A 22,627-nucleotide genomic window follows, 5' to 3' on the forward strand; every position below is an offset into this window, starting at 1 on the left:
GAAGCGTTAATGACGTGTTCCGGCTTTTTGCTTTCTGTACTCAACTGGCGTTAAGCCTGTCCAGCGTTTGAAAGCACGATAAAATGTACTGGGTTCAGAAAAACCGGTCAGGTAAACGATCTCGTCGATAGACTCATCGGTACAGACCAACAAGCGTTTCGCGAAGCGACATCGATAATCCGCCAACAGTTGATTAAAGCTTGCATCCGCCTGAGATAAAGATGAACGTAGCTGTCTTGCGCTCAGCCCCATGCGCTCTGCCACTGACTCCAACGTTACCTGGCTGGTTTCTAGCGACTCACCAATGACTTTACGTACTTCATGAACCACATCCTGCTTTTCCAGCTTTGCGACGTGTTGATCCGCTAATTGTTCATGAAGCTGAAGTAATTCAGATTCAGCATGAAATGAAGGCAGTTCAAGGAGCTTGCGATCAAAATAAATGCGATTACTGCTCTGTCCAAAATCCACAGGACAATCAAAAATCCGTTGATATTCTGATATGTCGTCTGGCTCTGGAAAGCTAAAGCACAACTTACTTGGTCGAAATATTTCTTCGGTGACGTATCGGAAGAATTTAATTAACCCAACCGCAGTACAATCATTAAAGTGTCGTAATTGCCTGGTTGCTTGAAGCTGTGTATCAGTGATCAGGCACGCCAACTCATCTTCAGCACCATCTTCAATTTCTAACCGGGCTTGGGCAGCATCGGTCAAAAGGCGTTGATAATTAATGGCACGCTGTAAGCCTTCCCCGAAGGTTGGGCTACTAAGAAATAAATACTCCAGAACTTGCCCACGAAACACCGGCATATGTTCGCCAAAGTGTAACCCCACGTTAGGATCTTGAGTGACTTCTTCAGCAACATCCCAGAATATCAGGTTAGCTTGGTGAGGCGTTCGTAAGTCTTGATCTTGTAGAAGTTGAGGCTGAATACCACATCGACGATAAATGGCGTTTACATCAACGCTCATATTCAACATAGCCTTATTAATGAGTCGCATAAGAATACCTGCATCTCTCAATTCGGCCATAAACAACTTCCTGTTCCGTTAACGATGATCAAACACGATGACTTTGACTAGGGCTCTTAGCCTTGCGATCTTTAAGAGATAACAATCTTTAAAGAACAATAACTCTTGCGATGCAATTAGCCTTCACGTGAGCGAGGCTACAATTTAATGCTTCATTGGCAAGTCTACAAGTCTGTATTGACTGAGATGACAACCAGAACAAACTCAAAAGCCAATCAATCTGTCCTACACTCAAACTAAGATAAAGGGGTCATAAACGTTAAAAGTACTCGATATGTCACATACATACACTGCGAATGAATGCCATATTCACCACCTTACCAAGATGCCCTCCACGCTTACGCTTTATCGCTTGGCTGTCATGCCGAAAAAGCATCATGCAAAGAAAGCAGAAGAGATTCCACACATGGCGGTTGAAATAAACTCAATCAGTTTCAATGCCAAAAAGGTAGCTGATTATGCTGAGCTGTGTGGGTTCCAGTTTAACGGTAAGACAGTACCTATTACCTACCCTCACATTCTTGCTTTTAATCTGCACATGGAACTGATGGTGAACCCTTCTTTTCCTGTTCCTCTTCTGGGATTGGTTCACGTCCGGAATAGTATTCGCAGTTATCGAAGCATTGGTCTCAATGAGTCCATAGACATACACGTGTCGTTAAGCGAAGCACGTGATACCGATAAAGGTATAGAGTTTGACCTGACAACGCAGGTGTACAGTCAAGGCGAACGGGTTTGGGAGTCAGTCAGTACAAATCTATATCGCAAATCCCAGAAGGCCATCAAATCGCCTTATCAACCAAAAGCGCTTAAAGACTATCGATTTGCTGAATTCTGGACTTTGAAAGAAAATACGGGCCGAAAATACGCTAAGGTCTCTGGTGATTCGAATCCAATTCATCTGCATAAATGGACGGCAAAAGCCTTTGGCTTTAAACAAGCGATCATTCATGGCATGTGGACTAAGGCCAGGACTCTCGCTGCCTTACAGCCGCTTCTGAAAAGCGATGCGATTTGCATTGAAACAGAGTTCAAGCAACCTATCTTTCTCCCCAGTAAAGTGGGGCTACATTATGATGAAAACAGTGATGGAATAGCCTTTGAAGTCAGAAATAAAGGCAATGACAAGGTTCACATGAAAGGGCGTGTTAGCTGTATTAGTTCAATCTAAGCCTGGCAAACTCACACATCAACCCAACACTGAAAGATTATGTCATCTCATCTTGGTTTAACGCACTGAGATGAGATTGATACAGGTTCAAATCACTCTCTGAAAAACAACAGAAGATCACGTGTTCAAGATCGTGCACAGAAGACCCAAGAAAAGTACTGACGGTAGTAATTGCGATATCAACCGCTTGCTCTATTGGGTAGCCATAAACACCAGTACTGATCGATGGAAAGGCAAGGCGTTTAAACTTGTACTTGGCGGCCAGTTTAAGAGATTCCCGATAACAAGACGCTAATAGCTCAGCTTCATTATTTCCCCCGCCACGCCAAACAGGTCCTACCGTATGAATAATGAACTTAGCCGGAAGTTTGTAGCCTTGAGTTATTTTGGCTTGTCCTGTAGAGCAACCACTTAACGCCCTGCACTCCGACAATAAACCCGGGCCAGCAGCTCTGTGTATTGCGCCATCGACACCACCGCCACCCAGCAGACTTTCATTAGCAGCATTCACGATCGCATCAACTTCAAGTTTGGTGATATCACCCAACTCTGCAACCAGCCTTGTCATACTGCAAACCTCAATCAGTATTCTTTCGACGACAAAAACGTTTAGCGTCTACTTAGAGCTTATCGTAGTTCTGGTAGATTTCCATCAGGGCCTCTACTTGGGTCTGTAAAACGAGCTTTTCATCAATCGTGATGTCTTGCCAATGGATATTTCTCAACCCGGCCTCCATTGCATACAGAAAGTTCAGACTGATCCCTTTCTGATAATGGCGCTTGAGCAGTACATACGCCTCAACAGCCCCAACCTGCCTTAACTCTTCCGCAGACTTGATTCCAACCGTTAAAAGTTGTTCTGCAGATTTCTCTCCTAAATTTTTAAGCGATGAAATAGCGACCATGGTACGCTTGCTTATCCCTTTGTTACATTCCTAAACCGTCATTCACAGCAGAGATCAAACCTTCATGTTGTTGAATTGAATGTCTTGAATCGCTCTATGTTTAAGTTTAAATCGCTGCCAAACCTTAACGTTAAGAATGAGCAGAAAAGCACTGATAAGCAACAAAATAGCGCCGGCAATGCGAGAGACCATGGTTCCCAAAGGCGCAGATACCAAAACGGGTAACAGAACAAGATATCCGTAGAACAACAGGCGGCCCTGCTTGGCTGAGATAAATTCAGACATTGAAGGCATCATGCTGATGGTATCCATAGATTTCATCGCCAGTTGCTGCAAATTTAAAAATGCCAGGAACGGAACAATCTTCAATAACATTCCAAGAATAATCGATACCACAAAACCGAATACGAACATTAGCAAGGCTAAAATATGCATGTAAGGTTCAACACTGCTCTCCACCACAAAGGAAAGATCAAAGACCAGTATAGAGAGGAGCAACATAATCAAGCCTAAGCGCCAGAAATTAATGGTGGTATCCGCAACTTTTCTTCGACGTTGCGTTAATAAATACAACGCCGTACCGGCATACCCCACCAACGAAAGATGAAGGAAGAAAAATGCAGCCCAAATAAATGGTCGATGCTCATTAATCAGCCCTGCCGCCAACATAAGTAAGGCCAGAAAATGAAACATGGGAAGCCCACGCTTCAACCAATCAGGAAATTCTGGCGTAACATGAAACATCGGAATGACCTGAAAACTCACTCCGATAATGGTTAAAGAAACCCATCCCAACAAACCGAACACAAAGTGGATGTTTGTCAGTACTTTTCCAACCGATGATATTTCCAACCAATGATAACTGCCCAGTTGCCATAAGCCAGTGAGAACAGTCCCTACCAAACACAACCCGGCAAGCTTAATCGAAAATATCGACACATTAGACTTACTATTAAAGAAGACGGTCACAATGCCTGACACCATCAACAGCAATGGAATTGCAATCAGACAGGTCGTAAGTAAAACAATGACTTTGGATGGATACAGAAAGTTAATTGGGAAAAGAACTAGCCCGGTGGTGAGTAAGGCATGAAAAACAGTGGCCGAATGATCAACATAGGGAAACCCTCTACCACTTAACACCGGAAGCACCTGAGTAAGCGCCCCACACATAATCATCAAGATGAAGCCCAAGGTGAACACATGCGTAAGCGCGATAAGATCAGGCTGCCAACGACTTAACCAGATATTGGGAAGGCATAATACAATAGCGCCCAAAGTGCTAAACACGGGGGCGGTAATAAAAAATCGCATCGGCGTCTGGAACGAAGGAATATTGTCAAAAGACAATCCGGAAAGATTCATAATTTAAGAGCCCCTCACATTACTTGCTTGGTTCACGTTGTCTGGACTGCCAAATATGTATCTGGTATCGCGCCTCTGTTTGTTGAATGGTTTTGAAATCAAAGCCAAGAGAAGCCAATTTTTGATAGAGCGGAAATGGTTCCCGTCGATGATGAACACACAGCACTTCGCCTGGGCTTAGTTTTGGTAATGCCTCTAATATACAGACCATAGGTTCTGGCGGTTCAAGCTCACTCACATCCAGATGAATTGTTTTTAAACCACCAATATCCGTAGCTTGATCAAGCGTTAGATCATTACTAATAGCTGAATCAAGCACACGCAGCAGACTTCATATCTGCAATCACGGCTTCCGCCTGGATAAGAGCACGATCAACCATCGGATAAAGCATCTGCTCTTCTTTCATGTTGTGCTGCTGAATAAATACCATTAATGAATCCGACAGCCCAAGAAACGCCTCTTTATCTTCTGACATCAATGCAGATTCCAGATTTGAACAAATTGAGCGCATTTGTTGATGCTCCATTCTCATCACCATGGTCGGCCCTTGGGTCATCCCGGTCGCTTCTTCAAACTGAGGAAACAACACGTTTTCCTCCATAACCAAATGGTCTTCCAAATCTGCTTTAAATAGGTGCCATTTTTGTTTGGCGTCAGACCATTGCTCAGCCACCACCGAATTTTCAGCGTCTGAAAATAATTGATCGCACTCACGGTGTTTGTGAGTCATGAATTCACTGATGGACATATCGCTCTCCCTAAATTGGTTCTTAATAGGGTTTAATTTAGTCTCATATTGGTGAATAAACATTGACCAAGATTAATAAAATACGAGATAGCAAAATTCGCCAAAACGAGTTCGACTCGTTAGAATTTCTCCGAGATTCACAATTAACCGGATGCAGTATGAAGATAGGGATTGATTTAGGCGGTACTAAAATAGAATGCGTTGTTATTTCGCAGGACAATCACATCATCTTTCGGGAGCGATTACCTACACCCAAAGGGGATTATCTCGGCATTTTAGATAGCATAGAAAGTCTGGTTAATAAGACTCTTCCTTATGCCCCGCACAATACTCCTATCGGTATTGGCATTCCCGGCACCTTATCCTCAGATACCGGCACGATAAAAAATGCCAATACTACCTGTCTGATTGGTGAACCTCTGGATCAAGACCTGGCTGTCATGTTGAATAGACCGATCAAGCTTGCCAATGACGCTAATTGTTTTATTTGGTCTGAATTCTGTGACGGTGCGGCCAAGGGTAAAACGAATGCATTTGGTGTCATTATCGGCACCGGTGTTGGTGGTGGTTTGGTGGTAAACCATCAGTTGGTAAACGGCTTGAATGGCATTGCGGGAGAATGGGGGCACAACCCTCTCCCCCATTTCGGTTTAGAACAACGTCCTTGTTACTGCTCGAAAGAAGACTGTGTAGAGACCTACTTATCCGGCCCGGCGTTTGAAAAAAGCTTTTTAGATGCCTCTCCTCAAACCACAGCAACATCGGTAGGCTCTGAAGAAATCGTCAGTTTGGCACGGATTGGCGACCCATTAGCCAAACAACATCTCGATAATTACGCAAAAATGCTAGCAGCCAGCCTGACCAGCGTCATCAATATAGTAGACCCTGACATCATCGTGCTTGGTGGCGGCATGTCCAACATCGATGAACTCTATGAATTAGTACCTAAATACCTGCAGGAATATGTGTTCTCAGACACCATTCATACACCCATCGTTAAAGCCAAGCACGGAGACTCCAGCGGTGTTCGCGGTGCGGCATGGCTTTGGAACGAATAAGTTAATCTTTCTGGAAGACTAAGAGCCGGTTATTGGCAGGCATGGCGTGATCAGATCTACACGTCATGCCGACCTCACCAAAGGCTTCAGCCACATCACTGAACTGCCTTACCCCAGATTCTGGATTCCGGTTTTTTAACCACGCATCAAACTCTAAATTACTCACCACAGGCGGTTGGTCGTTATAAAAAAATGGACCATAGATCGCACAGACGCCCCCCTTACCTAACACTTCTGACACTAATTTCATAAAAGCCTGACAACCTTGCCAGCTCATGATATGGAGACTGTTCGAAGTGTATACACAATCAAAAGGAGACAATGTTTGAATCTCTGCCACATCACGACCATCCAGAACATCCAGGGTTTTGATGGGGGGAAACGTCACTGCACCTAATTCGTTGAGGTTGATTTGAAGGGCATTCCGTTCTGACGACATTTCCGTACACTGCCAGATCAACTCAGGATTTTGTTGAGTAAAATACAAGGCGTGTTGGCCAGAGCCAGAAGCAATCTCCAAAACCTTTTGATTTGAAGGCAGGTACGTTTTCAGTACCTGCCAAATTGGGCCTTTGTTCCTATCTGCCGCAGGCGCGTAATTCAGATAAGTTGTCTGATCATTGATAACGATAACCGTCTCCTAGTGACTTGGTACGAAACGGTGAGAAGAACAAATGAACCTCTTCAACCGGTGAATATACATCCAACGATTTGGCATCTGCGATCTTCACGAGTTCCCTGTCTTTTTTAGTTCTCACAATCATGCTGTTTCTTTCACGATTGGACTTATCCTGAATCTGTTCTAACGAATCAAAAAGTTCAACATCAAGGTTTTCAGAGGTAATAACAAAATCCAATAACAAAGACTTTCCGTTCTCAAACGTCGCCATAGCTGTAACCGGTTTGATTAACTTCTGTCCGTCCCAACGGCTCGGTTGCTCTGTCACCACGGAGGTTTCAGTAACCGAATTTCCCTTACCGACGATACCAAACAGCCAATCAAAGTTTTGCTGAATGACTTGATCAAAGGCTTTTTCGGTATTTACACGATGAAGCTGATCGTTATAGCGTTTCTCAGAGGTAGGTGTCCAAACGAGCGGTTTTTCAACAACAGGGTATGTCTTGTTTTTTATAAAGCCATCTTCCTGATGAGCATACCGAATGGCCTGAGCCAATTGTTTCGGAAGTTCCTTCGCTATACGTTGGGACTCGGAGTCGAAGTATACCTGTGCGGCCGATAAAAACGCCTGATTTGAATCATAAACTTGTTGATCATGAGAAAGATTACCAGCGACTGCTCTTGGGTTTTCGTATTGGTTTTCACCAAAAGCAGGTCGGCCTGTAATCACCGCGTATTGATCCATCGTTTTATCCCAAGCTGGGTCATCCGGCATCAGTTTGGTAACGGTAAGATTCCTTCGAGTTTGAGCAGGTAATGAGTTAACGTCTTTGACAATGCAAAGATCGATTTTCATTTTAGTCTTGTCAGTGACTCCGTTCGTTAATAATCCCCGTTTCATTACATAATCAGGCTGCCCCTCCAATGGCGCAAACGTATAGGAATAATTCCCATACTTACTGCCAAAGTAGTAAGTACCCGTTTCAATGGTTTTGGAATTGGTATACACGCCTGACGGTTTCAAACTACGAGGGTTTTTAAAATCGCCACAAACCACCCCATGAATGAAAATGGTTTGTTCTCGATCTAAAAAGTAATCAGGATAGCCCTCTACCGCTTGTGCAGTGGACACAACACAGGAGGCCGCCACACTACAAAAGGCTAAAACAGAAAGAGAAAAATACTTGGGTATTAAAGGCACAAAATATGTTTTGCGGATGGACACGGGAGCCTCCTTGATCCAACGGGTTTGCTTTTTATGATTATTCCTAAAAAGCTAATACAACACTGGAGAAATACAAGAAGACTCTGAAACTGATATTTCAAAAAATTAATTTACTCTCTTACACCCAGAATAACATTTTGAAGATCAGTGGTATCCTCACATAATTCACTTCCTGAATCAGTGCGCATAATAGATATCATAGTCGTGAATGCATCTCTTTGATCTTGTCTAGCCATTGAGGCCCCAAGTTTTTCAAAATTTGAGAATGCGGAAATGGCTTCTCTTGATCCGTAAAGGCAAATTCGTGACTTGGCATCGCCAGTTCTTGAAAACAACTCTTGCTGCTCTTTACTTCCTAATTTAGGTCTAAACTGTGCCTGCTCACAAACACACTTTAAATAATCCATATAAGCTTGAGAACGTAAATCACGAAGATGTCTTTGATTTTCTATATGCTTAGTAAAAAAATACTGTAGAGAAGCACCAATAACTACACCTAAGAATGAAATTAAAGCTGTTAACAAACTAATTACTCCTTTATCTGATATCTAGCTTTCCAACTCAGGGACGATTAAATCCAGTTTGCCATTTTCTACTTCAGGCACGGACTCATTCGGTTCTGGTAATGACTTGGAGACTTTGACAGAAAGGTCTTTAAACTTAGCGACTTTCGGATACAAGCCTTGCTGCCCCGCCATCGCAGTCACAGCGCCGTTATAGGCATTCGTTGCGGTTTTTAATCCATTACCGACTTTATTCAAACGATCCGCCATCACACATAACTGGTTATAAACATCCGCCGCCTGATCAGCAATCTGACGCGCTTGCTCATTGCTTCGTTCCATCACCCACAAATTCGCGACGGTGCGAACAATTGGCAATAAGGTTGTTGGCGTCACTAATACCACGTTTCGCTCAAAGCCATAATTAAACAAGGTTCTGTCATGCTCTACGGCGGCTAGAAAGGCAGGTTCAATCGGCATAAACATCAAGACAAAGTCCGGCGAGTTCATTCCGATCAAATTGGTGTAATCTTTTGACGACAAGCCATCAATGTGAGTTCTGATAGAAGCAACGTGGGCGTCTAAATACTGCTTCTTGCTGGCCTCATCTTCGGCTTCTACCGAATTAACATAGGCCACCAACGACACCTTACTATCAATAATGACAGACTTGTTGCCAGGCAACTTCACAATCAAATCCGGGCGTTTATTCTTACCCTCTTCATCTTTGAAGTTGGCTTCACGCTCAAATTCCTGACCTTTACTTAAGCCAGAGCTTTCCAGAATCATTTCTGCTTGAAGTTCGCCCCACGAACCTTGTTGCTTATTATCCCCTTTCAAAGCTTTTGTCAGATTGCTGGCTTCATCGGTAATCTGCTGATTCAGTTTACGAAGGTGCTCTAGCTCTTGTGACAGGCTGGCTTTGGCTTTGGTGTCTTCTGTATGAATGGCCTCAACACGCGCTTTAAAGTCTGACATCTGTTCTTTGAACGGCGTCAGCATCGCATCAATGGATTGTTTGCTGGTTTCGGTGAAACTCTTACCTTTTTCTTCGAAAATTTTATTGGCCAGATTCTCAAAATCTTTTGCCAACTGAGCGCGATTATCTTCTAAAAGCTGCAGTTGCTCTTTGTGCTTATTGTCGCGTTCATCTAAAGAGGTTTTTAATTCTGCATAATCTGCTTTGAGTTGAGATTGAGCTAAATGCAGCTGCTGAAGATCACTTTCCCTGTCTGCTAACTTGCCTTTGAGTTCATCTAACTGAGCCGTCAGCTGATTGGCTTGAGTAAGGTGTTTCGAGGCATCGGCTTTAACGTTTGAAAGCTCATTGGTTAAGTGATGTGACTTCTCTTGTTCTTTCTCAATCTGAACCTGTTTTGCTTCTTCCCGCTCTTTTGACTGAGTTAACTGTAATTGTTCAGATTCAAGCTGAGTGGACAGACGCCCGACTACTTGCTCAATTGAGTGCTTTGCTTCGTTAAGGTCTGAATACGCTACTACTTGCTGCTCAAGCTTTTGTTGACACTGTTCAAATTGAAGTTTGGTACTCGCCAGTAGTTGTTGAAGATTAATCGTCTCAGACTCTAAACGGGTTTTCTCCAAAACCTCTTGCTCTAATTGCTTTTTCATCTTTGAAACAGCCAAAAGATAGCTCGTTATTGAGGCGAGAATGATTCCGAGCACACCAAAAACAGCTACTAAAACAGTTTGATCCATGCGTAAAGTTACCTTTGAAAGACTGAGCAATTAAGAGAGAAGCTAAAGTACCACGGCTTTAAGGGCTCATAAAGAGAGAGCTGGTTCACACATCAAAAAATATGTAACTGGCGTAAGGGCAAATCAAACCCCACCTACCCGTTTGGATAGTGGGCATACATGCAGGCTTTGATGATGATGGTTTAACAACCTAGAAAACATTCGCTCTATAAAGATAAAAACAAGGAAAAGCGATGAATATCATAAAAGCACTAGCACTTGGTGGCTGTGTGGCTTTGACCACTGGCTGCGTTGACAAAACCTCTATCACTCATATCGGCGATGCCGAAAATATTCTGTTCACTACCGATGGACGCCTGATTGTTTCCGGTGGCGACAACATCTATCAAGTTACAGGCTCAAACGGCAACTACAGTAAACGTGCGCTGTATCTGAACAATGATGGCCATGAGATTGAATGTAACTTCACAGGCATCGCGCAAAAAGATAATTGGGTAATCAGCTCTTGCGTAGAAACCAAGTGGGTCATCTTTACAAACAATCATTTGGTAGCCGCTAATCTGGATGATCAAAACATCCAGTTCAAACGCATTACACCAAACACAAACGATCCATATGACTCATTATTCTTACCAAATGGTATTGCTTTCGGGCCTAGCGGTGACTTATTGGTCGCGGACTACAACATGTTCTCTGCTTCAGGTATTGCTAAGGTCGAACTGGATTTCTCTGGAGATCTACCAAACGTCGTTTCCGTTGAAAAAGACTTTGTTGGCATTAACCACGGCATTTCATCACCAAATGGCGTCAGAGTAGATGGTGATTATCTGTTTGTATCGGATGGAAACGCTGTAAAACGTTTCCAGTTTGACGAAGCCGGTAATGTTCCAACGCACATTGAAAAGAACGGTCTGACTGAAGCCAACGAAACGTTGGTATGGCAAGGCGGATTGGCAACGATAGTCGACGACATCATGCCGTACTGTGGCGGTGTTGCTTTGACCAGTTTTCTGGGCGGTAAAATCATTTATGTTGAGCGCGAAGTGGATTCGCAAGGCAATGAATCATTCCACGAACTAACAGACACTGGTGCTCTGGCTTTCAGCTCGCCTAGCTCCTTGGCGGTTGGTCAACCACCATTGTTCAGTGGCTATCAGGTATTGGTTACAGAAAAAGGGTTACTTCAAGAAACCGGTTCTGACTTCGGGAATCGCTTGTCAGCAATGGAAATGCCATTTGATCTAAACAGTGACAATGCCTGCAACATTGTTTCTTCTCTAGATGACTAAGAGTACACAAATTTAAAGCTCCATATCCTAATCTTTCCTTTAGGCAGTTTGCCGCATTACTACCTCACGTAATGCGGCCTTTTTTTATCTTACGTTGCTCTCCCTTCTTTCTACCCTCTCTTTCTGTCGAGAAAAACTAATTGACATCTCAAGTAATTCAATTGAAAGTTTGGAGCTAGACTAATAACTCTAAAAAGCCATCTGAATAAGGGAAGCAGTTCATGAGTGCACAAACCTATGACTTGATCGTCTTTGGCGCAACCAGCTTTGTGGGTGAGATTCTAACTCACTATCTTAACGATACGTTTAATGGTCCAGACCAGGAATCACTGAACTGGGCGATTGCAGGACGATCGAAATCCAAATTGGAATCCTTAAAGTCATCGTTGGGAAACAAAGCCTCTGAGCTTGCCATAGTCGTTGCCGATGCTGCTGATCAAGACCAACTTCATCAACTTTGCCAACAAACTCGCACCGTTGTTTCTACCGTCGGTCCCTATGCACTCTATGGTGAACCTTTAGTCAAAGTCTGTTGTGAAACAGGCACGGATTACTGTGATCTGACAGGTGAAGTTCAGTGGATCAACCGAATGATCCGAAAATACGAAGCCAAAGCCAAAGAAACGGGCGCACGTATTGTGCATTGCTGTGGATTTGATTCTATTCCGTCCGATATGGGCGTGTACTTCCTTCAGCAACAAGCAGAAGCAACACTGGGTTCAACGTGTAATAACATCAAGATGCGTGTCAAAGCCGCTAAAGGCGGGGCTTCCGGTGGTACGGTTGCCAGTATGGTGAACATCACCAAAGAAGCCACTGCCAATCCTCAACTTCGTAAAGAACTAGCAAACCCATATTCAATTTGCCCGGAAGGTCATCCGTTCAAAACTCGTCAACACAATGTAAACTCCGCCGAGTTCGATAACGACTTCAACAAATGGTCGGCACCTTTTGTGATGGCAGCGATTAATACACGAGTCGTACACCGATCAAATGGTTTGCTAGATGCCAAATATGGAGAGAACCTCAAATACGACGAAGCCATGCTGGTTGGCAATGGGCTGAAAGGTCGTCTCATGGCCAATGCCATTGTTGCCGGTCTTGCAGGTTTCTTGGTGGGTGCGGCACTTCCCCCTACCCGCTGGTTGCTTGAACGTTTTGTACTGCCTAAGCCAGGTGAAGGCCCTAGCCCGGAAGAACAAGTCAATGGCTATTTCGATCTCCGATTTGTTGGCAAGAATGACAACGGGCAAGAGATCAAAGTAAAAGTAACCGGCCAAGGTGATCCTGGCTATGGATCTACATCCAAAATGCTAGGTCAAGCCGCCGCGTGCCTATCTCTGGACATCAGCAAAGAAGACAAAGCCGGTGGTTTCTGGACACCTTCGACTATTCTGGGTGATAAACTGCTTACTCGCCTGACTGAAAAGTCTGATATGACATTCGAAGTAATTTAGTCTTTTAAATGGTTTCAATATGCGGTGGTTCAGGTCACCGCATTTTCTAATCCTGTCTATGAGAGGAAAGGTCAGAGAGATTTAAAAAGTTAAGAATATATAGAAGGAAATGTATTGGTTTTATTGGCTTTTTCTATCTCTTTTTGAAGTCTTGACCATAGAGGTTTCAGTTGTTTTCTAATTGCACTACTTCCCATAATCTTAGCAGCTCTATGTCCATACGTAATAAAGTTTCTGTTACTAAGATGGGAATAGCGTTTGTAAAGCTTTTTTCTATAAATATCTTGAATAGGAATTCCTTGTTCCAACCGTAACAGGTTTTCTTTATTTCTTTTCTTCATTGCTTGCCTTACACCAGATTTCATTTTTCCTGAGTATCTGGCTAGAGCAGCGGACCTTAAGAGCTTACTGCGCCCATCAAATGTAAAACCGAGGTATTGCAGAGGTTTATTACTGAACTGTGTTGTACCTTTTGTCCAAAATTTTCTAATTTCAGTTTTATCCGGATTGATTGATAATCGTAGGTCTTGGATTCTTAGACTCGCCCGAGATTCTATTTCTTTAGAGACCTCTTCAGGAACTATAAAAAGGATGTCATCACAGTAGCGATAGTAATGACCACTACATAGGTTTATGACTTCTTTTGCCCATTTATCAAATTCCAGCATGTATATATTCGATAGTAATGCACTTAGAGGGGAGCCTTGAGGTATACCCTTACTTTGAGAGTTTGTTTTGATTATTCCAGAGCCTCTAATTAGATTTCTAAATGTAGCTGCATCACATAATTTAAAACGCCCTTTTTTAGAATTATGTTTAGATATACCTAACTTACAGTACACTTCATCTAATGCAACCTCAGAAAATTCAGTAAGACTTTTAAATACATTAAAGTGGTCATCGGGTAAATAGCTGCAGTCAATAACATTTGCCCATGCTTGTTTCAAAATTAGATGATCTAAGTTGTCAAAGAAGCCAGTTACATCGAGGGCAACGGCGACACAGTTCATTTGCTTCTTAATATCTTCAAATGCTTGATTGGCAAACTCAATATTCCCCTTCCCCAGTGATCTAAACGCTAGAATACTTTCATTTAGGCCATATTCAGTGATTTTAGTTTCATAGCTCTTAGAGAGTTGATATGTGTAATAAGCATAAATGTGAGAGTCTATATGAGCAGCGTATTTGATAGGCCTGATCTTTGGCTTTTTTCGTATTGAACCTGTTTCATCTTTTGAAATTTTTACAGTTTCTATCTCGTAGCTAATTAAAGGATAAAAAGCATGCATGGATACACGCTTTTGACTCATAACGATGCTTTGTGCCTTGGAGTATCTGACAGGAGAGTCAAAGTGAAGGTATCGTCTGGTTTTAAACCATTTCGGGATGTTTTTAGGCATGAAAAATCCATTTCTGCAAAACCTGAAGAGTAAGGATTGTGGCCATCCAATTTCTCTTCAGGCTTAGTTAACGTATTACTACGTCATCAGATAACTAAGTTACCCAGCCACACTAAGTCAGATATGATTTATAATATCGTTATCACAGGAGTTACTAGTATGAGTCTGATAGACCTATACAGAACAATTATCTGTGTCTGTTCAAGTGTCAACCATTGGTTAATACTTGACAGCATGTGATACCCCTTGCTCCCCACTTCGAAACAAGCAATTTCAATCTAGCTTAAGAATATCACTATTTCAATACTCTTTTGACTTGATACTCTGCCATAAATAGCGGCGTCTCTTTAGGTGTTTAAGTTTATTGCAGTCTATCGATAGCTAAATAAGTTTTCGATAAGCCTTTCACTTACAGATATTTCCCCTAAAAGTTCGTGCTAAGCCGTTTGAATTCAGAACTCTTACAATTGTGATCTTTCCAAAAAACCAATAATAGCCATTACCTATCACTTCCATAACAACTATCAATTTTTAATATAACCCTGTTTGAACAACAATAGATTTGTCGATTCAAGAGATGGGCAACCAGCCCAAATCACACACAGATATATCCGAACAGAGGAAATTATTATGACTGCTAAAGTGAACTCAAAAATTCTTCCATTCAACGCAACTGCTTTCCGTCAAGGTGAATTCGTTGAAGTAAGCGAAGCTGATGTACTAGGTAAATGGGCTATTTTCTTCTTCTATCCTGCTGACTTCACTTTCGTATGTCCTACGGAACTAGGTGACTTGGCAGAACATTACGAAGAGCTTCAAAAGCTAGGTGTTGAAGTTTACTCAGTATCAACTGACACACACTTCACTCACAAAGCATGGCACGACAGCTCAGACACCATCGGCAAGATCAACTACTTCATGCTAGGTGACCAAACCGGAACCATCACCAACAACTTCGGTGTAATGCGTGAAGGTCAAGGTCTTGCAGATCGCGCAACCTTCTTGGTTGATCCTGAAGGTGTAATCCAGGCGATGGAAGTAACTGCAGAAGGCATCGGTCGTGATGCTGAAGATCTGCTTCGCAAAGTGAAAGCTGCTCAGTACGTTGCAGCGCACCCAGGTGAAGTTTGCCCTGCTAAGTGGAAAGAAGGTGAAGAAACATTGGCTCCTTCTCTGGATCTAGTAGGCAAAATCTAATTTGCCCTTGCTGATTAGATAAGAACATGTAGGAGTCTCATGACTCCTACATAACTTCCCCTTTCAACCGTAAGTACTTTCACCCGTTAGCACATGTGAAAAGTACAAACAAAGACAACAAATCAGCTCTCACAAGGAGCACACATAATTAATTGCGTTTCCACATTACGAGAAACGCCAAGCGAATAGAAAGGTATCACCATGTTAGATCAAGCAATGAAGCAACAGCTTAAAGCCTACTTAGAAAATTTGAAGAACGACATCCAATTGGTACTAAGCCTTGATGACAGTGATACTGCTCGAAAATTGAAAGGTTTAGCAGACGACATTGCCAGTTTGAACGCCAAAGTCAGTGTCGTGGATGATCCATCTGCCAGTGATCGTAAACCGATCATGCAAGTGATCAATCGAGAAAAGAACACCGCCATTGGTTTTGCAGGCTTACCAATGGGTCATGAATTCACCTCATTAGTGTTGGCTTTGTTGCACTCCGGCGGCCACCCAATGAAGTTAGATCAAGCGACCATTGATCAAATCGCGGGCCTTTGCCCAGAAGAAAGCGATCGTTTGAATGTTGAGATTTATATTTCGTTGTCTTGTCAGAACTGCCCGGACGTCGTTCAAGCATTCAACATGATGTCAGCCATCAACCCTCGCATCCGAGCAACCATGATTGATGGCGCGTCGTTCCAGGACGAAGTAAAAGAGCGAGAAATCATGGCCGTTCCTACCGTATTTGTTAACGGTGAAGTATTCAGTCAAGGTCGCAGCTCATTACAAGAGATTTTGAACAAACTAGATTCCGGTGCGGTAAAACGCCAAGCATCTGAAATCAACGAAAAAGCACCTTACGACATGCTAGTTGTAGGTGGAGGCCCTGCAGGTGCGGCAGCGTCTATCTACTCGGCACGTAAAGGCATTCGTACTGGCATCGTTGCAGAACGCTTCGGCGGCCAAGTGATGGACACCATAGCCATTGAGAACTTTATCTCAGTCAAAGCCACCGAAGGGCCAAAACTTGCTGCAAGCCTAGAGGAGCACGTTAAAGAATACGAAGTTGACTTAATGACTGAACAACGTGCCACTAAGTTGATCAGTGCAGATAAAACCGATGACGGTTTAGTCCATATCGAACTTGCCAGCGGAGCAACCGTTAAAAGTAAAAGCGTGGTATTAAGCACAGGTGCACGTTGGAGAGAAATGAATGTGCCAGGTGAACAAGAATATCGCAATAAAGGCGTCGCTTACTGTCCGCACTGTGATGGCCCCTTATTCAAAGGTAAGAAAACAGCCGTCATCGGCGGTGGTAACTCGGGTATAGAAGCCGCCATTGATTTGGCTGGTATCGTAGAACACGTCACGGTACTTGAGTTTGCTGATACCCTTAGAGCAGACCAGGTGTTGATCGATAAAGCAAACAGTTTGCCAAATATCGAGATCATCAAAATGGCTCAAACTACGGAAGTCATTGGCGATGGAACTCGTGTGACAGGCCTTAGATACAAAGACCGCAATACGGATGAGATCAAAGAGATTGAAGTCGCCGGCATTTTCGTTCAAATCGGTTTGGTGCCTAACACTGAGTGGCTTAAAGATTCAGACGTGGCCTTGAGTAAGCACGGTGAAATCGAAATAGGTTCTCACGGTGAGACCAATGTCAAAGGTGTATTCGCAGCTGGTGATGTAACAACAGTACCATTCAAACAAATCATCATTGCGATGGGTGAAGGTGCAAAAGCAAGCCTGGGGGCATTTGATTACTTGATCAGAAACGGTCAGTAAATTAATAACTTCAGGATCAAATCTAACTCAAAAAATTAAAGGGCCCCTGGTGGCCCTTTTCTTTTGTTGGACTATTTAGTCACTGGCAACTCAATTTCGTATAAGGCATCTTCAATGTTCAGGACATGCTGATCAATGATGGTTTTTGCATCCGCCAATCCCTTATTGAAAAAATACGGCCCGATTTCTTCTGCGAAGAAATCGAGTAAGAACTCCGCATCAAACTGACCGATCTCTTGATCCAATTCTTCTCTAAAGTACATTTTCACTTTCTGAATGATGATGTCTTTTTCTTGCCGGGTGAACTTAATTTCAGCCATGCCTAGGCACTTCTCCTACTTATCTTTTTAGTTTAACTATAAATACTAACTATCTAATTTCGTTAAATAATATCTTATTACTGAATGGATCAATGACAGTAAAATTCCGATCACCCCAAGGCGCAATATCAATACAAGGGCGATTGTAAGAATGATTTTTTTCATCCATCTCTGCATACAAAGCTTCAAGATCAGAGACATGGATAAACAATTTAGCACCCGGCGAACAATCACCATAATGCTGGGTTAAATGAAACACCAGAGGCCCTCTGGAAACTTGCATGTAGACAGGAGAGTGATCGTCAAACTTATGCTCCCAATCCAGGCTCATCCCAAGGTAATCAAGGTAGAATGCTTTGGCTTCTGCAATGTCGAAAATGCGTAATACTGGAATTGATTTAAAATCCATATCATCCTCCGTTGATCTAACGTATTAGCCTTTAAGCCAGGATTTGAACTCGGGATCAGAATCCTTCATATCTTCGTACAGCCATACCATACGATCCACAAACCAAGCTTTAGGCAACATCACCAGGGCGTTTCCAAGAAGAATCCAGCCTATTCCATTAATATAAAGCGCATAGATCAGAATTGGCATGCCAACAAACGTTAGAGCCAGTAGGACATTAGCCATTCTGAGATGATGATCAGGAAGCTTTAGTTGCTTCTTACGCAGATAAATACGCTCTCCAAAGGTCCCTTTTGATGCCCAATTGTTCGTAGTTTTAGGCGCTTTGAACGCTCTTGGGTTATACCAAATCCAAAACACCACTAACGACATCGGGATTAAAGCCCCCCATCCTAACCATTCACGCGAGTAAAGCGCAAAAGACAGCAGCGGAAGAATAGTAAAACGAGAATAGACACTCCATGGGTTTGCATGTCGCGCCCATGTTGCTTCATCCATCGTCATCAACTTTTGAGAAAACTCTAATAAAGCCATAAAAAACCAAACTATATCATTTACTATCAAATAGTTAGATAAAATACTTAATGTGTAATCAAACTTGTTTCCGATATTGAGAGGGCGTACAACCTACCTGTTTTCTGAACGCCGTATTAAACGTAGATTTTGAATTGAAGCCTACGTCATAACATATTTTTCCGACAGGTTCGGTCGTGTTTTTCAGTGCGTCTTTCGCGGCTTCAACTCTAAAAGAATTAATCCACTCATAAAAATTGCACTGGGCACAATAGTTAATCGCTTCGGACGCTTGATGTGTACTCAACTCTGCCCGTTGTGATAACACAGTCAGTGAGATGTCATTTTCCTGATAAGCGCCGTCCTCTATAAGAGACTTTAATCGATCGAAATAGTGCCAACGAATGTCATTTGCATCCAATTCCTCATTGAATAGTCGCTCTTCAGAGGGGCTATTTTGTAACGCCTCCTCTTCCTCCTTAATTCTTCTAGGAGCAGCTTTTCGAACCGTTTGAGGAATGTGACTATTACTCAAAAAAAGATACACAAGGTAAGCAGATACTGGCGCCATAAAAAACACCGCAGAGAAATACCAGCCGAAGACTTCACTCAACAAGATCCTAATGAACAGCAACACAGCAACGGCCAGCTGCACCATCTGTAATTGGTCAATCCATTGGTTTAATTTACCTTTTCGATTTGGATACCCAAGTCTACGTTGATACCACCAATAAAATAATCCAAGCGTCGCAATGATGGCCAAATATACATTTCCAAAAGGAGCGTAGGATCGCCACAAAGTTTCGTTCTCATAAATAACGGAAGCCATCATTTCTATCTTTTCTTCAGACGGCAAACTCCAATAACTGACATCTAAAAGCGCAACAACTATTGCAGGAGAAAAGTGCTTTAACAGATCTAGCTTACTAGCAATGATATTTTTTCCTGATAACGCCTGAATGTACCCATACAGACAAAACGGCATCAGAATAACCAGAGGGTCAACCAGTTTAAGAAAAAACGGCCAGCGGTAATGAAGGTCGTTCGCGTGATAGAGATACTCTAACGACTGAAGCACCACAAGCGACGCCAACCCCACTAGCCAGGCAGTTGTTAATCGGGTATGTGTATGTGTAACCAACCAATTCAATGCTGCCAACCACAGAATACCGCTTAGGCAAAGAGCCACCAGGGCTGTTGTACCAACTCCGTAATACATTAAAACCTCGTAAAAACTTCAATCTCGATGAAAAAAGTTCGACTCGATCGAATCAAACCTTTAACTACTTGATAAATAATTACTTTTTAAACTTTATCGGTTCCATCGAAACAGACGACTCAACCGTTATTTCCTCGTTTAATAGTTCACGCTAACAAACAAAAATAAGAAGGAAATAATACAATGCGCACACGTACAGTTATGTGCTTGCTCGGTTACAGTCTGTTATTAGGTTGCAGCAACGACGATGGGGATGCAACTACAGATTACCAAGCCACGATTCGATACACAGATCACAATGTGCCCCATATCACCGCCAAAGATTACAAAGGATTGGGCTACGGAATTGGATACGCTCAAGCTGAAGACAATCTCTGTACTCTCTCTGAACAGATCTTGAAATTAAAGGGGGAAAAATCAAAATATCTGGGTGCTGGTGATCAACAATCTAATCTTTTGACCGACTTAGGTTATAAGGGGCTCGATTATCTATCACAAGCCGAAACCCTCTACTCAGGGCTTAAAGATACCACCAGAGAAGTGATTGAAGGTTATGTCGCAGGTTTCAACCGTTCGTTAACGGAACGAGCATCGCCAACAGACTACCCTAGCCCTTGTCGTGATGCAGAATGGGTTCAACCCATCACAACAACTGAACTGCTTGCCTATCATCTGGATCTTGCCGGTTTAGCCAGTGCACGAAACTTTCTGAAGGCCATGCCTGCAGCGCAACCTCCACAAGCAGTGGCCGCATCATCAAACAATCTAAGTCAAAAAGTCGCGCCAGCTCTACAACTGTCAGTTCAATTGGATGCTCAAGAAACCTTTACCTCTGAAGGCATCGGCAGTAACGGCTGGGCGCTTGGACAAGATAAAGTGGAGTCAGGTGCAAGCGCACTATTAGCTAATCCGCACTTTCCTTGGGACGGCGAGCTGAGATTCTATGAACAACATCTGACGATTCCTGGTGAGCTGGATGTAACCGGTGTGGGAATGATCGGTTTACCAGCTGTAGTCATCGGCTTCAATAAACACTTGGGTTGGACTCACACAGTTTCCCAATCCAAACGCTTCACCTTATATCAGCTGGAATTAGATCCTACGAACCCTCTTCGTTATCGCTACGGTTCTGAATACAGGGACATGACCACGAAAACCGTCAGTGTCGATGTGAAACAAGCCGATGGCAGCGTTCAAGCCATGCCGTATAGCCTTTACTTCAGCCATTACGGGCCAATCGTTAATCTCTCTTCACTATCACCGGCACTTGGTTGGAACACGCAAACAGCCATCACGTATCGTGATGCTAACGCAGGCAACACTCGCATGTTGGCGCAGTGGATGGCAATGGGGAAAGCTGAATCTCGTGATGAATTCTTCGAAGCCTTTAACACGCATCAAGGCATCCCTTGGGTGAATACCCTAATGATTGATGAAGATGGCGGTGCCTCTTATCTCGATGGTACTCAGGTTCCTCAACTATCGCCACAAGCAGAGGCCTATTGGGCAGCAGCCTCACAATCTCCGCAGTTAGCCCCGATCTGGCAAGACGGTGCAGGCAGTGTACTCCTTCCTGGCATTGAAGAAGTGTATGAGTGGGTGGATACCAATAATGCAGGCGCACCTGGTTTAGTGCCGTTCAAGAACGCGCCACAAATGACGACCAACGATTACGCCTTTAATGCCAACAGCAGTCATTGGCTCACCAACTTAGCCACTCCGCTTGAAGGCTATAGCATGATGTACGGCCCGGAACATACCATTCGCAGCACGCGCACACGTTATAACGCGCAACTGATCACCGGCAATGAAATCTCTGGCGATGATGGCAAGTTCAGTACCCAAGAACTAAAGAACGTGTTTACTCATAACGGTTCTCTATTTAGTCAGAGCTTCCGAAACGATTTGGTTGCTCGTTGCACTCAATACCCAACGGTAAATTTGGACGGAGCGCCTTATGGACTTTCAGAAGCCTGTAACGCACTCAGAAGCTGGGATGGCAGTTATAACCTGGACAGTCGTGGCGCCCATCTAATGCGTGAATTTCTCGCTAACTTCCGAGTTTCTGCACACAGAAGCCTTTCAGACAGTTTGTTTGAAGTGCCATTTGATCCAGAAAATGCCGCAACGACTCCGTCAGGGTTGGCAAGTATTGATACCAATCAGCCAGAGGAAGATCCTATTTTACAAGCTCTGGCAAAAGCAGCGTCATTGCTAACAGAATCTGGCATTGCATTAGATGCACCACTACAAGATGTTCAGTACACCATAAAAGCAGAAGGCTTAGAGCCAATTCCTGTGCCTGGTGGTTATTCCTATGAAGGTATGTTCAACATGTCTGAAACAAAAGTACCTTCCAGAAGTACTTCAAACTTTGCCAACGCTCTTACAGGCGCGTTCATAGAAGAGAACTCCCCTCTGCTTGCATTGGATGAAGATAATGACGGGAACGATGAATATGCTTACCGAATCAATTACGGTTCAAGCATTATTATGGCACTGAGATTTGATGAAGAAGGCCCACACGCGGAAATGTTCCTAACGTATGGACAGTCGCATGATCCAGAGTCAGAATATTTTATCAACCAAACGAAGAATTACAGTGAATTATCATGGCGACCTATGATGTTCGATGACTCATCAATTAAAGAACGGACTACTCGAACACAGGTTATTACGGACAGATAACAGAACC

22 protein-coding genes are annotated in these 22,627 nt (G+C 43.2%); 7 read left to right on the forward strand and 15 right to left on the reverse strand.

The genetic code is table 11. The features are described from left to right. Positions 1–6 precede the first annotated feature (6 nt). On the reverse strand, positions 7–1,035 hold the full coding sequence (locus QQL66_RS12235) for an AraC family transcriptional regulator (RefSeq protein WP_284381732.1): 1,029 nt from the start codon (positions 1,033–1,035) through the stop codon (positions 7–9). 274 nt (positions 1,036–1,309) lie between these two features. Between QQL66_RS12235 and QQL66_RS12240 the strand changes: the two genes are divergently transcribed. After that, the gene (locus QQL66_RS12240; RefSeq protein ID WP_284381733.1) at positions 1,310–2,206 is read left to right on the forward strand and encodes a MaoC family dehydratase; all 897 of its coding nucleotides are present in this window, start codon (positions 1,310–1,312) and stop codon (positions 2,204–2,206) included. 37 nt (positions 2,207–2,243) lie between these two features. Here the strand turns inward: QQL66_RS12240 and QQL66_RS12245 are convergent, their stop codons facing one another. Genes QQL66_RS12245 through QQL66_RS12265 form a run of 5 tightly spaced genes read right to left on the reverse strand, consistent with a single transcriptional unit; the run spans position 2,244 to position 5,225 of the window. After that, positions 2,244–2,774: an O-acetyl-ADP-ribose deacetylase gene (locus tag QQL66_RS12245; protein ID WP_284381734.1), complete on the reverse strand. Its 531-nt coding sequence runs from the start codon at positions 2,772–2,774 to the stop codon at positions 2,244–2,246. Between the two features lie 52 nt (positions 2,775–2,826). Next, complete coding sequence (locus QQL66_RS12250; RefSeq protein ID WP_284381735.1) at positions 2,827–3,111, reverse strand: TfoX/Sxy family DNA transformation protein; 285 nt, start codon at positions 3,109–3,111, stop codon at positions 2,827–2,829. Between the two features lie 54 nt (positions 3,112–3,165). Then, positions 3,166–4,476, reverse strand: coding sequence for a hypothetical protein (locus QQL66_RS12255; protein WP_284381736.1), 1,311 nt, complete (start codon positions 4,474–4,476; stop codon positions 3,166–3,168). A gap of 19 nt (positions 4,477–4,495) precedes the next feature. Continuing rightward, positions 4,496–4,795 (reverse strand): DUF2249 domain-containing protein, encoded by a 300-nt coding sequence (locus QQL66_RS12260; protein ID WP_284381737.1) that lies wholly within the window; start codon positions 4,793–4,795, stop codon positions 4,496–4,498. Further along, positions 4,788–5,225, reverse strand: coding sequence for a hemerythrin domain-containing protein (locus QQL66_RS12265; RefSeq protein WP_284381738.1), 438 nt, complete (start codon positions 5,223–5,225; stop codon positions 4,788–4,790). The genes QQL66_RS12260 and QQL66_RS12265 overlap by 8 nt, the downstream gene beginning before the upstream one ends. Before the next feature lie 158 nt (positions 5,226–5,383). Here QQL66_RS12265 and QQL66_RS12270 point away from each other — a divergent pair, with 158 nt between their 5' ends. Continuing rightward, positions 5,384–6,283 (forward strand): ROK family protein, encoded by a 900-nt coding sequence (locus tag QQL66_RS12270; protein ID WP_284381739.1) that lies wholly within the window; start codon positions 5,384–5,386, stop codon positions 6,281–6,283. 1 nt (position 6,284) lies between these two features. Here QQL66_RS12270 and QQL66_RS12275 read toward each other — a convergent pair whose 3' ends face one another. The 4 genes from QQL66_RS12275 to QQL66_RS12290 form a co-directional block, all read right to left on the reverse strand. Beyond that, entirely contained in the window at positions 6,285–6,914 is a 630-nt protein-coding gene (locus tag QQL66_RS12275) for a DUF938 domain-containing protein (RefSeq protein ID WP_348524843.1), read from the reverse strand. Then, a complete protein-coding gene (locus QQL66_RS12280; protein ID WP_284381740.1) occupies positions 6,901–8,127 on the reverse strand; it encodes a hypothetical protein in 1,227 nt (408 codons plus the stop codon). The genes QQL66_RS12275 and QQL66_RS12280 overlap by 14 nt, the downstream gene beginning before the upstream one ends. A gap of 110 nt (positions 8,128–8,237) precedes the next feature. Continuing rightward, positions 8,238–8,651, reverse strand: a complete 414-nt coding sequence (locus QQL66_RS12285; protein ID WP_284381741.1) for a hypothetical protein — start codon at positions 8,649–8,651, stop codon at positions 8,238–8,240. A gap of 24 nt (positions 8,652–8,675) precedes the next feature. Continuing rightward, on the reverse strand, positions 8,676–10,346 hold the full coding sequence (locus tag QQL66_RS12290) for a DNA recombination protein RmuC (RefSeq protein WP_284381742.1): 1,671 nt from the start codon (positions 10,344–10,346) through the stop codon (positions 8,676–8,678). Between the two features lie 233 nt (positions 10,347–10,579). Between QQL66_RS12290 and QQL66_RS12295 the strand changes: the two genes are divergently transcribed. After that, positions 10,580–11,635, forward strand: a complete 1,056-nt coding sequence (locus QQL66_RS12295; RefSeq protein ID WP_284381743.1) for an NHL repeat-containing protein — start codon at positions 10,580–10,582, stop codon at positions 11,633–11,635. Positions 11,636–11,856: 221 nt separating this feature from the next. Next, positions 11,857–13,092 (forward strand): saccharopine dehydrogenase family protein, encoded by a 1,236-nt coding sequence (locus QQL66_RS12300; RefSeq protein ID WP_284381745.1) that lies wholly within the window; start codon positions 11,857–11,859, stop codon positions 13,090–13,092. Between the two features lie 89 nt (positions 13,093–13,181). On the opposite strand, the gene drt2 is transcribed toward QQL66_RS12300, so the two are convergent. Further along, on the reverse strand, positions 13,182–14,492 hold the full coding sequence (drt2, locus tag QQL66_RS12305) for an antiviral reverse transcriptase Drt2 (protein ID WP_284381748.1): 1,311 nt from the start codon (positions 14,490–14,492) through the stop codon (positions 13,182–13,184). A 630-nt stretch (positions 14,493–15,122) separates the two neighbouring features. Between drt2 and ahpC the strand changes: the two genes are divergently transcribed. Both ahpC and ahpF read left to right on the forward strand, forming a co-directional pair. Continuing rightward, positions 15,123–15,689: an alkyl hydroperoxide reductase subunit C gene (ahpC, locus tag QQL66_RS12310; protein WP_284381750.1), complete on the forward strand. Its 567-nt coding sequence runs from the start codon at positions 15,123–15,125 to the stop codon at positions 15,687–15,689. A gap of 201 nt (positions 15,690–15,890) precedes the next feature. Then, positions 15,891–17,471, forward strand: coding sequence for an alkyl hydroperoxide reductase subunit F (ahpF, locus tag QQL66_RS12315; RefSeq protein WP_284381752.1), 1,581 nt, complete (start codon positions 15,891–15,893; stop codon positions 17,469–17,471). 71 nt (positions 17,472–17,542) lie between these two features. On the opposite strand, the gene QQL66_RS12320 is transcribed toward ahpF, so the two are convergent. The 4 genes from QQL66_RS12320 to QQL66_RS12335 form a co-directional block, all read right to left on the reverse strand. Then, positions 17,543–17,791: a DUF2164 domain-containing protein gene (locus QQL66_RS12320; RefSeq protein ID WP_284381753.1), complete on the reverse strand. Its 249-nt coding sequence runs from the start codon at positions 17,789–17,791 to the stop codon at positions 17,543–17,545. A gap of 49 nt (positions 17,792–17,840) precedes the next feature. Continuing rightward, positions 17,841–18,200, reverse strand: a complete 360-nt coding sequence (locus QQL66_RS12325; RefSeq protein WP_284381754.1) for a glyoxalase superfamily protein — start codon at positions 18,198–18,200, stop codon at positions 17,841–17,843. 24 nt (positions 18,201–18,224) lie between these two features. Beyond that, the gene (locus QQL66_RS12330; RefSeq protein WP_284381755.1) at positions 18,225–18,698 is read right to left on the reverse strand and encodes a DUF6653 family protein; all 474 of its coding nucleotides are present in this window, start codon (positions 18,696–18,698) and stop codon (positions 18,225–18,227) included. A 94-nt stretch (positions 18,699–18,792) separates the two neighbouring features. After that, a complete protein-coding gene (locus tag QQL66_RS12335; protein ID WP_284381756.1) occupies positions 18,793–19,932 on the reverse strand; it encodes a helix-turn-helix domain-containing protein in 1,140 nt (379 codons plus the stop codon). 183 nt (positions 19,933–20,115) lie between these two features. Here QQL66_RS12335 and QQL66_RS12340 point away from each other — a divergent pair, with 183 nt between their 5' ends. Beyond that, the gene (locus tag QQL66_RS12340) at positions 20,116–22,620 is read left to right on the forward strand and encodes a penicillin acylase family protein (RefSeq protein WP_284381757.1); all 2,505 of its coding nucleotides are present in this window, start codon (positions 20,116–20,118) and stop codon (positions 22,618–22,620) included. Positions 22,621–22,627: the final 7 nt, after the last annotated feature.

This window comes from Litoribrevibacter albus (assembly GCF_030159995.1).
In the GTDB taxonomy this organism is placed as follows: Bacteria; Pseudomonadota; Gammaproteobacteria; order Pseudomonadales; family Litoribrevibacteraceae; genus Litoribrevibacter; species Litoribrevibacter albus.

Bases quoted from the DNA above. Each gene is read 5' to 3' on its own strand.
- QQL66_RS12235 (WP_284381732.1), bottom strand. From the start codon at position 1,035: ATGGCCGAATTGAGAGATGCAGGTATTCTTATGCGACTCATTAATAAG.
- QQL66_RS12240 (WP_284381733.1), top strand. From the start codon at position 1,310: ATGTCACATACATACACTGCGAATGAATGCCATATTCACCACCTTACC.
- QQL66_RS12245 (WP_284381734.1), bottom strand. From the start codon at position 2,774: ATGACAAGGCTGGTTGCAGAGTTGGGTGATATCACCAAACTTGAAGTT.
- QQL66_RS12250 (WP_284381735.1), bottom strand. From the start codon at position 3,111: ATGGTCGCTATTTCATCGCTTAAAAATTTAGGAGAGAAATCTGCAGAA.
- QQL66_RS12255 (WP_284381736.1), bottom strand. From the start codon at position 4,476: ATGAATCTTTCCGGATTGTCTTTTGACAATATTCCTTCGTTCCAGACG.
- QQL66_RS12265 (WP_284381738.1), bottom strand. From the start codon at position 5,225: ATGTCCATCAGTGAATTCATGACTCACAAACACCGTGAGTGCGATCAA.
- QQL66_RS12270 (WP_284381739.1), top strand. From the start codon at position 5,384: ATGAAGATAGGGATTGATTTAGGCGGTACTAAAATAGAATGCGTTGTT.
- QQL66_RS12290 (WP_284381742.1), bottom strand. From the start codon at position 10,346: ATGGATCAAACTGTTTTAGTAGCTGTTTTTGGTGTGCTCGGAATCATT.
- QQL66_RS12295 (WP_284381743.1), top strand. From the start codon at position 10,580: ATGAATATCATAAAAGCACTAGCACTTGGTGGCTGTGTGGCTTTGACC.
- QQL66_RS12300 (WP_284381745.1), top strand. From the start codon at position 11,857: ATGAGTGCACAAACCTATGACTTGATCGTCTTTGGCGCAACCAGCTTT.
- drt2 (WP_284381748.1), bottom strand. From the start codon at position 14,492: ATGCCTAAAAACATCCCGAAATGGTTTAAAACCAGACGATACCTTCAC.
- ahpC (WP_284381750.1), top strand. From the start codon at position 15,123: ATGACTGCTAAAGTGAACTCAAAAATTCTTCCATTCAACGCAACTGCT.
- ahpF (WP_284381752.1), top strand. From the start codon at position 15,891: ATGTTAGATCAAGCAATGAAGCAACAGCTTAAAGCCTACTTAGAAAAT.
- QQL66_RS12320 (WP_284381753.1), bottom strand. From the start codon at position 17,791: ATGGCTGAAATTAAGTTCACCCGGCAAGAAAAAGACATCATCATTCAG.
- QQL66_RS12325 (WP_284381754.1), bottom strand. From the start codon at position 18,200: ATGGATTTTAAATCAATTCCAGTATTACGCATTTTCGACATTGCAGAA.
- QQL66_RS12330 (WP_284381755.1), bottom strand. From the start codon at position 18,698: ATGGATGAAGCAACATGGGCGCGACATGCAAACCCATGGAGTGTCTAT.
- QQL66_RS12335 (WP_284381756.1), bottom strand. From the start codon at position 19,932: ATGTATTACGGAGTTGGTACAACAGCCCTGGTGGCTCTTTGCCTAAGC.
- QQL66_RS12340 (WP_284381757.1), top strand. From the start codon at position 20,116: ATGCGCACACGTACAGTTATGTGCTTGCTCGGTTACAGTCTGTTATTA.